Genomic DNA, 14,382 nt, shown 5'->3' with positions numbered 1-14,382 from the left:
TATAGGGCGCATATGGCCGTGCTGCGGATGCTGAGCGGCGTAGGCACCGCAGTGGGACGGAGGTGATCACATGCGCAGAGACTTCACGTGGAACGCACCTGACTTCGTCTGGACCGCACCCGACTTCACCGAGTAGTGATCGACAAGCCGCCATGGCCGGTGACGGTCACGACGCCACCGGCCATGGTCAGGCGCGCGGTGCCAAAGCGCACTAGCGTGATCCATATGAAACAGACACGACCAGAACGGCGCCAGGGGCAGGCTGTCGTGCGCGGCAGCATGGTGCCGAAGTCCACCCACGACCAGCGCCTGCTCGACCGCCAGGGCCCGGCCGACTGGGTGCACATGGATCCGTGGCGGGTGCTGCGGATCCAGGCGGAGTTCGTGGAGGGCTTCGGCGCGCTGGCCGAGCTGCCTCCCGCGGTGACCGTGTTCGGCTCGGCGCGTACCAAGGTGGACTCGCCGGAGTACCAGCTCGGCGTCGAGCTCGGCAGGGCGCTGGCGGAGGCGGGCTACGCGGTGATCACCGGCGGTGGGCCCGGCGTCATGGAGGCGGGCAACCGCGGGGCGGTCGAGGCCGACGGGATCTCGGTGGGGCTGGGCATCGAGCTGCCGTTCGAGCAGCAGATGAACGAGTACGTGGACCTCGGCATCGAGTTCCGCTACTTCTTCGTGCGCAAGACGATGTTCGTCAAGTACTCGTGCGGGTTCATCACGCTGCCGGGCGGGTTCGGCACGCTGGACGAGCTGTTCGAGGCGCTCACGCTGGTGCAGACGCGCAAGGTCACCTCGTTCCCCGTCGTGCTGATGGGGACCGAGTTCTGGGGTGGGATGGTCGACTGGATCAAGAGCTCGCTGCTCGGCTCCGGCAAGATCTCGCCGCAGGACCTCGATCTGATCCACCTGACCGACGACGTCGGCGAAGCCGTACGGATCATCGTCGATGCGGACAAGGCGCGACGCGAGGAGCAGGAGGCCGCCTCGAAGCACCAAGTGGAGCCGCAATAAGCTGATTTTTCGTGAATGTCTGTGTGTATTGCGCTTCCAGCCAGAAGATCGACCCCAAGTACCTGGACCTCGCCGCCCAGGTCGGCGCCGAGCTCGCCGGGCGCGGTCACACCCTGGTGAGCGGCGGGGCCACGGTGTCGTGCATGGGCGCGGTCACCAGGGCGGCCAGGGCTGCCGGTGGGCGGACCATCGGGGTGATCCCGCAGGTGCTGGTGGACATCGAGATCGCCGACACGGAGTCGGACGAGCTGATCGTTACATCCGACATGCGGGAGCGTAAGGGCGTCATGGACGCGCGGTCCGACGCGTTTCTCGTGCTGCCCGGGGGGATCGGGACGCTGGAGGAGCTCTTCGAGATCTGGACCGCGCGGGTCCTCGGCGTCCACGACCGTCCGCTGGTGATCCTGGACCCGTGGGGTCTTTACGCGCCGTTGCGGCAGTTGATCGACGACATGTACGAGGCGGGGTTCACGAGGGCCAACGTGTACGACGGGATCGCGTGGACCAGCACGCTCGACGAGGCCGTCGCCCACCTGGAGTCCAAGGCCCCGCACCTCACCCCATCAGCCACCGACCTGACCGAATCCACCCCCTGACCCCCACACCCCTCTCAACCCCCACAACGCTCACACCTCTCTCAACGCTCACACCTCTCTCAACCCCACAACCCCACAACGCTCACAACGTGATGTCGTCGCTGTGTGGCCAAAGGGGTGTGTCGCGGGGTGGTAGGGGCCCGCGGCTCCTGAGGGTCGCCCGCCCCGTGCGGGCTTTGGGGGTCGGGCGGCCCCAAGGGGCGGATGGTCGCGAGCGGGGGGTCTTGTGGGGTGGCGAGGTCGTGCGGTGGATGGTCCTTGTGAGGTGACAAGGACACACAGTGGGGTGACAAGATCACGCAGTGGGATGGGGGGTCATGCGGTGGGTGGGTGGTTGGCGTGGTCTTCCCGGGGGTCCCGCGTCGGTACGGTGACCAGGTCGAGGAGGGTCATCGCGTCGTGGTCCGGCGTCCCCGGCGTGGCGACGTACGCGATCAACCGCTGCCCGTCCGCGTCCGTCAACGGCATCGCCTCGTACTCCAACCGCATCCGCCCCACCACCGGATGCCGATAAGCCTTGGACCCCGAACTACGCGGCCGGACGTCGTACCGCCCCCACAACCGCCCGAACTCCTCGCTCTTCACCAGCAACTCACCCACCAACGCCGTCAGATCCGGCGCGGAAGGATCCGCCCCCGCCACAGCACGCAGATGGGCCACCGTACCGACAGCCAACTGCTCCCAGTCCTCCCACAACGTCCGAGCCGCAGGATGCAGGAACACGTACCGCGTGATGTTCCGCTCGAGAGGAGGCCAGTCGGCGAGCCCGGGCAGCAACCCCAGCCCACCCGGGTTGGCAGCCAGCAGATCGTTGGTCCTGCTCACCACATAGGCCGGATTGGGCCGCAGGCTCTCCAGCAACAACAACGCCGTAGGCCGCACCGTCCGCGACAGTCGTACGGGCGACACCCGCGACGCGACCAAGGTATGCAGATAAGCGGTCTCCGCCGAGTCCAGCAACAACACCCTGGCCAGCGCGTCCAGCACGGCAGCGCTCGGATGCGCCTCCCGCCCCCGCTCCAGCCGCGTGTAGTAGTCGGTGCTCACCCCCGCCAGGCTGGCCAGTTCCTCCCGCCGCAACCCGGGCGTCCGCCGGAGTCCCGTACCAGCGGGAAGTCCCACGTCGGCAGGCTTGACCCGCTCCCGCCGCGCCCGCAGATACCGCCCAAGCTCCGTACTGTCCGTCATGCAGCCAGTATTCCTAAATGTCGGGAAATGTGGGGGGGTGTGTCCCGCCCTGGCACCGCCACGAGCCCGAGCAAATGATCGATCCCATGCGCAGAACCCTGATCGCCGCACTGCTCGGCTTCTTCCTGATCATCCTGGACGCCTCAGCCGTCAACATCGGCCTCGACGCCATAGGCGCCGGCCTCCAAGGCGGCATGACCTGGCTGCAATGGGTGGTCGACGGCTACACCTTGATGTTCGCCGCGCTGATGCTCTCGGCCGGCGCGCTGTCCGACCGGATCGGCGCCAGCCGCGCGTTCGCCATCGGACTGGCCGCCTTCACCCTTGCGTCCGTGGCCTGCGGCCTCGCCCCCACGCTGCCCCTGCTGGTGGCCGCCCGCGTCGTGCAGGGCGCGGCGGCCGCTCTGACCATGCCTGCCTCTCTTGCTCTGGTACGGCAGGCCTACACGGACCCGGCCAAGCGCGCCAGGGCGATCTCCATCTGGACGGCCGGCGGAGCGGCGGCCGTCGCCGCTGGACCGGTCGCCGGTGGCCTGCTGACCGACGTGTGGAGCTGGCGCGGGATCTTCCTGATCAACGTGCCCGTCGGCGCGCTGGCCTGGTGGCTGCTCCGCCGTACCCCTGCCTCGGAGCGCAGGGCGGCGCCGCTCGACCTGCCGGGACAGGTGACGGCGACCGTCGCCCTGGCCGCGCTGACCTTCGCGGTGATCGAGCGGAACGTACTCGCCGCCGTGGTCGCGATGGCGGCGGGCGCGGCGTTCGTGCTCGTCGAGTCGCGCGTCGCCCGGCCGGTGGTGCCGCTGTCGCTCTTCCGGTCGCGCGCCGTCACCACCTCGATCGCCGCAGGTTTCGCGCTGAACGTCGGCTTCTACGGGATGGTGTTCCTGCTCGGCCTCTACTTCCAGCAGGTCAAGGGGATGTCGCCGCTGGCCGCCGGGCTGATGTTCGTGCCGATGACGCTGTTCATCACCACGGCGAACCTGCTCAGCTCCAGGATCGCCGCCCGCTTCGGCAACCGGGTGCCCATCGTCGCCGGGCAGGTCGCGATGATGGCGGGCCTGCTCGGTATGGTGCTCGTGGGCCGCGACACGCCGGTTCTGGCTCTGCTCATGATCCCGATCGGCGTGGGCGGCGGGCTGGCCGTACCGACCCTGACGGCCGTGCTGCTCGACAGCGTCGAGCCCGAGCGGGCCGGGCTGGCCGGCGGGCTGTTCAACGCCATCAGGCAGGCGGGAGCGGGGCTGGCGGTCGCGGTGTTCGGGTCGTTCACGGCCGGTTTGACGGAGAGCGCCCTCATCGGGGCTGGGCTGCTCCTGCTGACCGCGTTCGCGTCGCTCCGTCAGGCGAGGCCGCGCCGGGTGAGCGCGGGCGGGCGGCGCCCGGCGAGCGAGTCGGCCATGTCCAGCGCCAGCCGTACCTGATCGGTATGTTCGGTGACGAATACCGTCACACCTTCCCAGCGGTATATCGCCGCGGCCGCGAGGGCGGCGTCGAGCTGCGGTGGCAGGCTGACCAGCACGGTAGCCCCGTCCTGCACCAGCGTCCTGGCCTCGGCGGGCGAGTGCGCCTCTGTCCATGCGAGCGTCGAGGGCGCGCCGGGTGAGACAAGTGCGGGACTCATGTCGCAATCGTATGAGTACGATGCCAATGTGCTGGTCGTACTCGCCATCGCCGCGCTGGCGATCCTCACCTGCGTGGTCTTGGTCTCCCTCGGCAGGGGCGGTGAACTGACCGAGTTCCCGCCCGACGTGCCGCCGCTCAACCTGCCTGAACCCGGGCAGCTCGCGGCGGCCGACTTCATGGCGCTGCAGCTTCCGGTCAACCTGGTCGGCTATCACACGGCGAGCGTCGACGAGACGCTGCGCCGGGCGGCCACCGCGCTGAGCGCGCGGGACACCAGGATCGCCGTGCTGGAGCAACGCGTCTCCGAGCTGCTCGCGAGCCGGTTGCAGGCGCGCCAGGAGGTCTACGCGGGCCCGAACGGCGGCCCGCGCACCGAGCACGAGCCCGAGGCTCCGGAACAGCCGCTGGTGCTGGAGGAGGAGATCGTGGAGACGATGACCGTCGACTCCAAGGGCGTCGAGCTGAAGACCGAGGAGCCCGAGTGACGGAGGTGATCCGTTGCTCGTGGGGCACGATGACCCCGCTCTACATCGCCTATCACGACGAGGAGTGGGGCCGTCCCGTCCACGGCGACGACCGGGTCTTCGAGCGGGTCGCGCTGGAGGCGTTCCAGTCGGGGTTGTCGTGGATCACGATCCTGCGCAAGCGCGAGAACTTCAGGAAGGCCTTCGACGGCTTCTCCATCGCGAAGGTCGCCGCCTACACCGAGGCCGACGTCGAGCGGCTGCTCGCCGACGAGGGCATCGTGCGCAACCGGGCCAAGATCGAGGCGACCATCCACAACGCGAAGGCGGCCCAGGAGGTCTCCCTCGACGAGCTGGTCTGGCGCTTCCACGACCCGGACTCGCCGGTGCCGAAGACGATGGCCGACGTCCCGGCGATCACGCCGGGCTCCAAGGCGCTGGCCAAGGAGCTGAAGAAGAACGGCTTCCGCTTCGTCGGGCCGACCACCGCCTATGCGCTCATGCAGGCGATCGGCCTGGTCAACGACCATATCGAGGGGTGTGTGGCGCGCGGCTGAGCTGCGCGCGCGGCTCGGGGTCCCAGACCATGGCGGCGAACAGGTCGCCCGCCCTGATCGCCTGCACCTCTGGCGTGTTCGCCACGATCTCGACGCCCGGCCACTGCTCGGGACGCAGTCCCGGCAGGATCGCGTAGGCGTAGGTGGCGTCGTGCTCAAGGAGCAGCGTGGTGTAGTGCCTGGTCAGCGGGGTGGTCGAGCCGCGGTTCAGCTCGTCGCCCGCGTTGATGTCCCGCCAGCTCCCCGTCCGCTCGCCGCTGAACGCCCGCGGCCGCCCGTCGAGGAACGCGTAGCCTCCGACGGTCTCCAGGTGCGCCCACCCGTCGCCCAGGGTGAGCGGCGCGCCCGTCTTGCGGTTCTCGACGACGGTGACCACCCGCCCCGGGCCGCTGATGCCCGCGCCCAGCGCGACGACGGCGTCGTCGAGGAAGAACCACGCCTTGCGCCCGGTCGGCCCTGGACCGGCCAGCTCCAGCCCGGCCACCCCACACCCGTCGAGTACGGCTCCGCCTGCCCATCCACCAGCGGGTCCCGGACCGGGGTGCTCGTGCGGCGCCGTGGACACGGTCGTGCCGGGCAGCAGGCACGGGTCGACCGTCGGCCAGTAGCCATCCACGTAGTGGCCGAGGTCGTCGTCGTACAGGTACGTCATTCCGTCGGCCGTGTGCCAGGCGCGCAGGTTCTCGCCGTTGATGCACTCGTAGCGGGCGATGCGCCGTGACGACAGGCTGAGCGCGAACGTCCAGCCCGGCCGCCGGTGCACCACCCGGTCCTGGGCCGCGTAGACGCGGCAGCCCAGCGCGGGCTCCGAGGGGTGGTCGACGAGGAGCGCGACCGCCTTGGCCAGGTCGCGGCCCGCGTCGGCGTCCGTGGTGGTCTCGCGGGAGATCGCCCGGCCGCGCACCGGGGCCATCATCAGGCCCTTGTGGACGAACGGCAGGAAACCGCGCTCCACGGCCTCGGTCACGTTGCGCAGGCCAGGGTCGGTGATCTCCCAGGGCGAACCGGCCAGCAGGGCGCGGGTCCAGCCCAGGGAGGTCAGCAGGGCTATGCCGTACGAGCCCGCGTAGGGGAGGTTGTCGTGCTGGATGAACGAGCCGTCGGCGTAGAAGCCATCACCGCTGGTCACGTAGGGGAACAGGGCGGACAGCGCGTCCCTGGCCCCCGCGACGCGGTCCGCGTCCCCGCCGAGCACGCCGCTCAGGGCGACGATCGCCGCCTTGTCCGCGAGGTTGGCCCCGGTTCCCTCCGGCTCGGGGCAGAACCGGTCCACCGCGCGCAAATAGGCGGCCAGCCGGTCGGGGGCCAGGTGGTCGTGGACGAGCACGCACGTCTCCAGCAGCGCCATCGGCGCGCCGATCACCCAGTGCCACCAGTTGCCCGCGCCGTCCGCGCCCTCGTGGTAGACCCCGTGCAGCGCCTCCAGCCCGTCCAGGACCTCGCCCACCGCGCCCCCGGTGACCGCCAGCGAGCAGAGCCGCCGGTAGGCGTCGGTGATCTCGTCACACCCCCTGGCCGTACGGCACGCCGTACTCGATCCTGGCGGATACGTCGGCCCGGGGGAGGCCCCGGAACGCAGCAGGGACGCGGCCCGCAGGCGCACGCCGTCGAAGGGCGTCACTTGCCGGTGAACACCGGCGCCTTCTTGGACAGGAACGCCCGGGTGGCGTTGAGGTGGTCGCCGGTCGCCGCCAGCGAGTCCTGCAGCCTGGCCTCCACCTCCAGCGAGTCCGTCAGCGAATGCGTGGCCGCGTAGGCGATCGCCCGCTTGGTCGCCGCGTAGGCCTGCGTCGGGCCCTGCGCCAGCCGTACGGCCAGCTCGTGCGCCGTCTTGAGCAGCTCGTCGGCCGGGACCACCCGGGAGACCACGCCCAGCTCCAGCGCGCGGGCGGCGTCGAGCGGCTCGCCCAGGATCAGCAGCTCGGTCGCGCGGGCCGGGCCGACCAGGCGCTGCAGCGTCCACGACGCGCCGGAGTCCGGTGCCAGGCCGATTCCGGAGAAGGCCATCGCGAACTTCGCCCTCTCGGAGGCCAGCCGCAGGTCGCAGGCGAAGGCCAGCGACGCGCCCGCGCCCGCCGCGACTCCGTTGACCGCGGCGATGACCGGCTTGGCCATCGTGGTGATCAGCTCGACGATCGGGTTGTAGTGCTCGCGGACCGTTCCCGCCAGCCCGCGCCCCGCCTCCAGGTTCTCCGCGTGCTCGCGCAGGTCCTGCCCGGCGCAGAAGGCCCGGCCTGAGCCGGTCAGCAACACCGCGCGGATCGTCTCGTCGGCGGCCGCGCGCCGCAGCGCCTCCAGCAGCGCGGCCTTGACCTCGACCGTCAGCGAGTTCATCGCGTCAGGACGGTCGAGAGTGATGGTGGTGACGGCGTCCGTCACGTCATAGCGGATCACTGGCGCTCCTCGTAGAGATTGCGGTCGACGAAGGCGGCCGCCGCGGGCAGCAGGCGGGCGGCCTCCTGTTCGAAGTACGCTCTGGCCTTCTCACCCGGCCAGCCTGGCGGCAGCAGCGCGTTCGGCAGGCCTGGGTCGCGGAACAGGAAATTGCGCCAGCCGTGAACAAGTCTGCTCCTGGTGGCGAACACCTGATCGCCCGGGGCCCGCTCGGGCAGAGCCCCCACGAGCTCCATCGCGTCGGCCAGCCACTGCTCGTAGGCCTGCCCGATCGCGACCAGATCCCACGCCCTGGCCACCAGCTCGCACGGGTCGCCCTCCAGGGTCGCGTCGAACCGGTCCGCTGGAACGTTCTCCGCCCCCAGCAGGTTGTCGAGCTCCACCGAGGAACGCGGGCCGACCCACGTCGTCTCCGACAGCGGCGCGTACCCCAGGAAGGCCAGATCGGCCCTCAGCCGCTCCCGTTTCGGACGGTCCCTGACCGGCTCGAAAACGATCAGATGCCAGTGGCCGGCCCACTCGATCGTCCCAGCTCGGTAAATTCTCAGTGCCGCCTCGTCCAACCGTCTGACGCACTTCGGAGTCAGGCCATAACCCGCTCCCTGGGGCAGCCGGATCGGGTCCAGCCAGCCCTGCCTGACCATGCGCGAAACGGCTGTACGCACGGCTGGAGCGGCGATTTCCAGGGGCGCGAGCAGCCTCACCAGGGCGGCCACCGTCGCCCTTCCACCACGGGAACGAAGGTGGTCCCCGTAGAGGTCGAACAGCGCGGCGCGTGCGTTCACGAGGACCAGTTTGGCCGCCTTCGCGACCCTCGACAACGCATTCTGGGAGGAGATCGTTACCCATCAGGGCCCTCTATGCGGGAGAATAGGACATCACAGAAGACGTGAATGCGTCGGCCACCCTCACGGGCGGTCGGAATTGCCGGGCCGCGGGAGCCCCAGGCAGGAAGGGATGCACGCATGGCGGCGATGAAGCCGCGGACCGGCGATGGTCCGCTCGAAGTCACGAAGGAAGGGCGCGGCATTGTCATGCGGGTCCCCCTGGAAGGTGGCGGCCGGCTCGTCGTGGAGATCTCTGCCGACGAGGCGAAGGCGCTCGGCGAGGCGTTGAAGAACGTCGTCGGCTGAGGCCCACGAACACATACTTGATCGACGGCCTCGGCGCGCACGCCGAGGCCGCGAGTATGAAGGGCCTCGCTGGACGCTCACCCTTCATACTCGCGGAGCGATGCTGTGTTCATCGGCTTACTCGCTTCGCTCACTCACATTTGAAGGGATGACTCCCCGTGCCCATCGAGACCACCGTCTCCGTGGTCGCAGCGGCGCCGCACGACGCCGAGCTGCTTGCCGTGCCGTACAGCCCGGAACTCGACCCGCAGCTCGCAGCCGACCTGCCCGTGCCCGTCGCCGCGCTCTTCGCCCACTACGAGGCGAAGGGGGAGGCGGGCGAGATCGTCGAGGTGCCCGTCGTCCGCGGTGACGCGGTGGGCCGGGTGTTGCTGTACGGCGTGGGCGACTCCTCGCCGCGCGCCCTTCGTAAGGCGGCCGCCGCGCTCACCCGCAGGGCCAGGGGCCGTCAGTCACTGACCGTCGTGCTGCCGTCCGGCTCGTCCTCCGCCTTCGTGGAGGCCGCTCTGCTGGCCGCCTACACCTTCAAGATCGGCGCGCCGGGCAAGCTGTCCGTCCGCGAGCTGGTCCTGGTCGGTGGGGACGAGGCTCCGGTACGGCGGGGCGAGACGGTCGCCCAGGCGGTCGCGCTCGCCAGGGACCTGGCCAACACGCCCGCCTCGGTCAAGAACCCGGCCTGGCTGGCCGAGCGGGCGGCTGAGCACGGGGTGCCGGTGCGCGTGTGGGACGAGGAGGCGCTGGCCGGCGACGGGTTCGGCGGCATCCTGGCGGTCGGGCGGGGTTCGGTGAACCCGCCTCGGCTGATCCAGCTGTCCTATGCGCCTTCCGGGGCCACGAAGCATGTGGTGCTGGTGGGCAAGGGGATCACGTTCGACTCCGGCGGGTTGTCGCTGAAGCCGACCGAGAACATGAAGACCCAGAAGACGGACATGGCGGGCGGGGCGGTGGTGATCGCGGTCATCGCGGCGCTGGCTCGGCTCGGGGCGCCGGTGAAGGTCACGGGGTTGATCGCGGCTGCGGAGAACATGCCTTCCGGGAGTGCGCAGCGGCCGAGCGACGTGATCACGCACTTTGGCGGGCGAACTGTCGAGGTGCTCAACACCGACGCCGAGGGGCGGTTGGTGCTGGCTGACGCGCTGGCCTATGCGGACGCTGTGCTCGATCCCGACGCGGTGGTGGACATCGCTACGCTGACCGGGGCTGTCACGGTGGCGTTGGGGCGTCATGTCGGGGCGGTTTACGCCTCTTCTGACGCGCTGGCTGAGGAGCTGGTGGCGGCTGGGCAGGCGAGTGACGACCGGTTGTGGCGGATGCCCTTGATCGACGACTACACGCCTGCGTTGAAGTCGTCGGTGGCGGATCTGGCGAACGTGGAGGCGGGTTCCACTTACGGGGCCGGCTCTATTACGGCGGCGCTGTTCCTGCGCGAGTTCGCCGGTAAGCGGCCTTGGGCGCATCTGGACATCGCGGGGGTGGGTCGCAGCACGGTCGACGACGGCATCCTCACCAAGGGCGCGACCGGCTTCGGCGTCCGAGTCCTCCTGGAATGGCTCACCCAAACCCCCTGAAAACCCAGGAAGACAAACCCCAACGGGGGAGAGGTCCCTCAACGGGGGAGAGGTCCCTCAACGGGGGAGAGGTCCCCCAGCGGGGGAGAGGTCCCCCAGCGGGGGAGAGGTCCCCCAGCGGGGGAGAGGTCCCCCAGCGGGGGAGAGGTCCCCCAGCGGGGGAGAGGTCCCCTAACGGGGGGAAACGCCGTTTGTGGGGGTTCTTGGGTGGGTGTGGGTTAGTTGGTGGTCTTGATGGCGCAGAGCAGGCCGTCGCCCAGCGGGATCATCAGCGGCCGCAACCGGTCGTCCGCCTGCACCAGCTTCCCCAGCTCGCGGATCGTCACCGTGTCCGGGTCCCGCTGCGTGGGGTCGGCGACGCGGTTGTGCCACAGGGCGTTGTCGAAAGCGACGATGCCCCCGACCCGGAGCAGCCGTACGGACTCAGCGAGATAGTCCGCGTACTCCTGCTTCGCCCCGTCCGCGAACACCAGGTCGTACCCGCCGTCCGACAACCGCGGCAGCACGTCCAGCGCCCGCCCCACGATCAACCGGATCCGCGACCCGGAGAACCCCGCGTCCGCGAACGTCTGCCGAGCCATCCGCTGGTGCTCAGGCTCCACGTCCACGCTGGTCAGCGTCCCGTCGGGCCGCATCCCGCGCAGCAGCCACAAGCCCGAAACCCCGCACCCCGTGCCGATCTCCACGACCGACCGGGCGTTCACCGCCGTGGCGAGGAAGCACAGGGCGGCACCGCCCCCGGGAAGGATGGGCGGAGCGCCCATCTCCTGGCCGCGCAGCCGCGCCGCGTGCAGAATCTCATCCTCGTGATGGAACTGCTCCGCATAGGCCAGAGTGGCCTCTACCGGAGTGGTCATCGGCCGCTCCCTCCCACTTCCGTGCAATTGGTCACCGATCGCAGCCTAGGGGAGACACGCCCTCTCGGGAACTCTGCTCGCGCTCAACGCGTTGCAGGTTTAAACGGGCTTTGCCGTCCTCAAGGTAGGCAGTGCGCACGAAGGGACGAAACCAGGCACTATGGCGGTAGCGGTGGTCCCAATGAGAGGAGACTTGGTGGACGAAAGCGACCACCAGGTGTCGACGTGGACTCCTCCCACTTGGGAGGAAGTGGTGCGGACTCACTCCGCACGCGTTTACCGGCTGGCCTACCGGCTGACCGGGAACATCCACGATGCGGAAGACCTGACCCAGGAGGTCTTCGTCCGGGTCTTCAGGTCGCTGTCGAGCTACACGCCTGGCACTTTCGAGGGTTGGCTGCACAGGATCACGACGAACCTGTTCCTCGACATGGCGCGGCGCAGGCAGCGCATCAGGTTCGAGGGCCTGGCCGACGACGCGGCAGAGCGGTTGCGCGGGCGTGAGCCGTCGCCCCAGCAGGCATGGGATGACGCGCATCTCGAGCCTGACATCCAGGCGGCGCTCGACGCGCTGGCGCCCGAGTTCAGGGCGGCCGTCGTGTTGTGTGACATCGAAGGCCTGTCGTACGAGGAGATCGCGGCCACGCTCGGCGTGAAGCTGGGTACGGTCCGAAGCCGGATTCACCGTGGCCGGGCGCAGTTGCGAGAGGCGCTCGACCATCGGGCCCCCCGCAACCCTGAACTCCCCCCGACCTCAATCCGTGGGGAGGAAGTCTGATATGTCGCATCTTGGAGAACGCGTTTCCGCGCTCGTCGACGGTGAGCTGAACCATCACGAGCGCGAGCGGGCACTTGCACACCTGACCTTCTGCGCCGACTGCAGGGCGGAGGTCGAGTCGATGCGGGCGCTGAAGTCGCGCCTGCGGTCGCTCGACGGCCCCGCGATGCCGGCCGATCTGACCATGTCGTTGCTCCGGATGTCCGAGCCCGGCGGGCCGATGCCGCCGCGGGAGCGGCCTTTCCCTCACACGTTCGGGGGGGTGCCCATCCCGGGGCCGCACAGCATCGCCCCTTTGGACAACCGCCCGCGCAGGGACCATGGCACCGCTGGTCCAGGCCGTGGGCGTAGGCGGCGGACGACCGTCGTCGCGGTGGGCGTCGTGTCCGCCGCCGTGGCGCTCGGCACCTTCTTCGTGGCCACGGGGCAGAACCAGGCGCCGTCGCCTCCGCCGGTGGAGCTGTTCGAGCACGTGCAGGGCACCGTGGCACCCTCTTCCTCGCCGTAGGGGGTTGCCGCCGCCTTTGGGTCCCGGGCCTGGGATACTCGTATGGACATGGCTTAGCGGGTCGCACCGTGGGCATACGATCTGGGTTCCGGGACTGGCTATTTTGGGCTTAGAAAGCCTTTACATCCCTCGTATGCCGCTCGCGCCAGGATTGCGGTGTCCGAGCAAGGAGTGGTGAGAACTAGATGACCGACGAGACGCGCCCCACTGATGGACGCACGCCGTCGGACCTTCCAGAGCCGTCTGAGCGGCCGGAGTTCCTGCCCGCCGGTGAGCAGGGCCCCGTAGCGGAGGTATCGGACGAGCAGCTTGTCTGGCGTTCCGACACCACTCCAGAAGGCGGCGTTCCGTCGTTCGCCAGTCCCACGTCTTCCTGGGGCGACCCGTCCGGCCGCCCGCAGGCCTACTTCGCCTCCGACGCCGGCTCGCCTGCCCCGCCGTACAACGCCACAGCCCCGTACGGCCCGCCGCAGTTGCCGCCGCCACCGCAGCAGGCCTCCGGCATGGGCGCCGGGTGGGCTCCACCTCCGCCGCCGCCCGGTCCTGGCGGCATGGCGGCGGAGGCCCCGCGGCGCGGGCCGAGCACCGGCCTGCTGGTCGCGCTCGCCGTCATCATCGCGCTCGTCGCCTCGGCGCTCGGCAGCTTCGGCACGTTCCTGCTCACCAGGTCGGGCTCGGACACCGACCCGGCCTACAGCCTCGGCCCCGCCCCGACCGGCAGCGTCACCAGGGACTCGACCTCGGTGGCCATGGTCGCCGCTCGCGTCCTGCCCAGCGTCGTGTCGCTGGAGGTGGGCTCCGGCCTTGAAGGTGCCACGGGCTCGGGCTTCCTGATCAAGGGCGGCTACATCGTCACCAACAACCACGTGGTCGCGATGGCGGCCAAGGGTGGCGAGATCCGCATCCTGTTCAACAACCGCAAGAGCACCAACGGCCGCATCGTCGGCCGCGACCCCAGCTCCGACCTGGCCGTCGTCAAGCCGGAGGAGACCTTCGGCACGCCGGAGATCGTCCTGGGCAACTCCGACCAGGTGGTCGTGGGCGACCCGGTGATCGCGATCGGCTCGCCGCTGGGCCTGACCGGCACGGTCACCACCGGCATCGTGAGCTCGCTCAACCGCCCGGTGGTCGCCGGTGACGAGAGCGGGCAGCAGCAGGAGGAGCAGGCCTACATCAGCGCCATCCAGACCGACGCTGCCATCAACCCGGGCAACTCGGGCGGCCCGCTGGTCAACGGCAAGGGCGAGGTGGTCGGCGTCAACTCCGCGATCGCCACGCTGAGCAAGTCGATGGGCAGCCAGAGCGGCAGCATCGGCCTGGGCTTCGCGATCCCGGTCAACCAGACCAGGCGGGTCACCGAGGAGATCGTCACCACCGGCAAGGCCAAGAAGCCGAAGATCGGCATCGTGCTCGACACCGAGTACAAGGGCCAGGGCGTGAAGATCGCCACCGAGGCGGCGCAGGGCCGCCAGCCGGTGGACGCCGACGGCCCGGCCGCCAAGGCGGGGCTCAAGGCGGGCGACGTGATCCTCGAGATGGACGGCCTGCGCCTGCAGGACGGCGTCGAGCTGATCGCGCTGGTCCGCAGCAAGAACCCGGGCTCCAAGATCAATATCAAGTACTCGCGGGGCGGCCAGGAGAAGACGACGAGCCTGACGGTCGTCGCAGAGGACCAGGCCACGCCGACCCCCACACGGTCATAATGGCC

General features: G+C 69.8%; 16 protein-coding genes. 10 read left to right on the top strand and 6 right to left on the bottom strand.

The window, feature by feature from the left end; translation table 11 throughout:
- The first annotated feature begins 225 nt into the window (after nucleotides 1–225).
- Nucleotides 226–1,008, top strand: a complete 783-nt coding sequence (locus ACIBG8_RS47410) for a TIGR00730 family Rossman fold protein (protein ID WP_397349902.1) — start codon at nucleotides 226–228, stop codon at nucleotides 1,006–1,008.
- Between the two features lie 11 nt (nucleotides 1,009–1,019).
- On the top strand, nucleotides 1,020–1,604 hold the full coding sequence (locus ACIBG8_RS47405) for a TIGR00730 family Rossman fold protein (RefSeq protein WP_397349901.1): 585 nt from the start codon (nucleotides 1,020–1,022) through the stop codon (nucleotides 1,602–1,604).
- Between the two features lie 315 nt (nucleotides 1,605–1,919).
- Here the strand turns inward: ACIBG8_RS47405 and ACIBG8_RS47400 are convergent, their stop codons facing one another.
- A complete protein-coding gene (locus tag ACIBG8_RS47400; protein ID WP_397349900.1) occupies nucleotides 1,920–2,792 on the bottom strand; it encodes a helix-turn-helix transcriptional regulator in 873 nt (290 codons plus the stop codon).
- Nucleotides 2,793–2,878: 86 nt separating this feature from the next.
- Here ACIBG8_RS47400 and ACIBG8_RS47395 point away from each other — a divergent pair, with 86 nt between their 5' ends.
- Nucleotides 2,879–4,213, top strand: a complete 1,335-nt coding sequence (locus tag ACIBG8_RS47395; RefSeq protein ID WP_397349899.1) for an MFS transporter — start codon at nucleotides 2,879–2,881, stop codon at nucleotides 4,211–4,213.
- On the opposite strand, the gene ACIBG8_RS47390 is transcribed toward ACIBG8_RS47395, so the two are convergent.
- The gene (locus tag ACIBG8_RS47390; RefSeq protein WP_397349898.1) at nucleotides 4,132–4,413 is read right to left on the bottom strand and encodes a hypothetical protein; all 282 of its coding nucleotides are present in this window, start codon (nucleotides 4,411–4,413) and stop codon (nucleotides 4,132–4,134) included. The genes ACIBG8_RS47395 and ACIBG8_RS47390 overlap by 82 nt on opposite strands.
- Before the next feature lie 28 nt (nucleotides 4,414–4,441).
- Between ACIBG8_RS47390 and ACIBG8_RS47385 the strand changes: the two genes are divergently transcribed.
- A complete protein-coding gene (locus ACIBG8_RS47385) occupies nucleotides 4,442–4,900 on the top strand; it encodes a hypothetical protein (RefSeq protein WP_397349897.1) in 459 nt (152 codons plus the stop codon).
- A 29-nt stretch (nucleotides 4,901–4,929) separates the two neighbouring features.
- Nucleotides 4,930–5,436, top strand: a complete 507-nt coding sequence (locus tag ACIBG8_RS47380; protein WP_397350462.1) for a DNA-3-methyladenine glycosylase I — start codon at nucleotides 4,930–4,932, stop codon at nucleotides 5,434–5,436.
- Here the strand turns inward: ACIBG8_RS47380 and ACIBG8_RS47375 are convergent.
- Genes ACIBG8_RS47375 through ACIBG8_RS47365 form a run of 3 tightly spaced genes read right to left on the bottom strand, consistent with a single transcriptional unit; the run spans nucleotide 5,399 to nucleotide 8,615 of the window.
- Entirely contained in the window at nucleotides 5,399–7,057 is a 1,659-nt protein-coding gene (locus tag ACIBG8_RS47375; RefSeq protein WP_397349896.1) for a polysaccharide lyase 8 family protein, read from the bottom strand. The genes ACIBG8_RS47380 and ACIBG8_RS47375 overlap by 38 nt on opposite strands.
- Nucleotides 7,054–7,830, bottom strand: coding sequence for an enoyl-CoA hydratase-related protein (locus tag ACIBG8_RS47370; RefSeq protein WP_397349895.1), 777 nt, complete (start codon nucleotides 7,828–7,830; stop codon nucleotides 7,054–7,056). Before ACIBG8_RS47370 ends, ACIBG8_RS47375 begins: the two co-directional genes overlap by 4 nt.
- Complete coding sequence (locus ACIBG8_RS47365; RefSeq protein ID WP_397349894.1) at nucleotides 7,827–8,615, bottom strand: PaaX family transcriptional regulator C-terminal domain-containing protein; 789 nt, start codon at nucleotides 8,613–8,615, stop codon at nucleotides 7,827–7,829. Before ACIBG8_RS47365 ends, ACIBG8_RS47370 begins: the two co-directional genes overlap by 4 nt.
- Before the next feature lie 180 nt (nucleotides 8,616–8,795).
- Here ACIBG8_RS47365 and ACIBG8_RS47360 point away from each other — a divergent pair, with 180 nt between their 5' ends.
- Together ACIBG8_RS47360 and ACIBG8_RS47355 are read left to right on the top strand one after the other, a co-directional pair.
- On the top strand, nucleotides 8,796–8,963 hold the full coding sequence (locus tag ACIBG8_RS47360; protein ID WP_020545024.1) for a DUF3117 domain-containing protein: 168 nt from the start codon (nucleotides 8,796–8,798) through the stop codon (nucleotides 8,961–8,963).
- A 158-nt stretch (nucleotides 8,964–9,121) separates the two neighbouring features.
- Nucleotides 9,122–10,531, top strand: a complete 1,410-nt coding sequence (locus tag ACIBG8_RS47355; RefSeq protein WP_397349893.1) for a leucyl aminopeptidase — start codon at nucleotides 9,122–9,124, stop codon at nucleotides 10,529–10,531.
- 218 nt (nucleotides 10,532–10,749) lie between these two features.
- On the opposite strand, the gene ACIBG8_RS47350 is transcribed toward ACIBG8_RS47355, so the two are convergent.
- Nucleotides 10,750–11,388, bottom strand: coding sequence for an O-methyltransferase (locus ACIBG8_RS47350; protein WP_397349892.1), 639 nt, complete (start codon nucleotides 11,386–11,388; stop codon nucleotides 10,750–10,752).
- Nucleotides 11,389–11,569: 181 nt separating this feature from the next.
- On the opposite strand from ACIBG8_RS47350, the gene sigE reads away from it, so the two are divergent.
- The 3 genes from sigE (at nucleotide 11,570) to ACIBG8_RS47335 (ending at nucleotide 14,377) form a co-directional block, all read left to right on the top strand.
- Entirely contained in the window at nucleotides 11,570–12,166 is a 597-nt protein-coding gene (gene sigE, locus ACIBG8_RS47345; RefSeq protein ID WP_397349891.1) for an RNA polymerase sigma factor SigE, read from the top strand.
- A 1-nt stretch (nucleotide 12,167) separates the two neighbouring features.
- Nucleotides 12,168–12,674, top strand: coding sequence for an anti-sigma factor family protein (locus ACIBG8_RS47340; protein ID WP_397349890.1), 507 nt, complete (start codon nucleotides 12,168–12,170; stop codon nucleotides 12,672–12,674).
- A gap of 185 nt (nucleotides 12,675–12,859) precedes the next feature.
- Nucleotides 12,860–14,377 (top strand): S1C family serine protease, encoded by a 1,518-nt coding sequence (locus tag ACIBG8_RS47335; protein WP_397349888.1) that lies wholly within the window; start codon nucleotides 12,860–12,862, stop codon nucleotides 14,375–14,377.
- The last annotated feature ends 5 nt before the right edge of the window (nucleotides 14,378–14,382 follow it).

Source organism: Nonomuraea sp. NPDC050556 (genome assembly GCF_044457355.1).
Lineage (GTDB): Bacteria > Actinomycetota > Actinomycetes > Streptosporangiales > Streptosporangiaceae > Nonomuraea.
The sequence above is the reverse complement of the archived record's forward strand: the minus strand, read 5'-3'. Positions and strand labels throughout refer to the sequence as shown.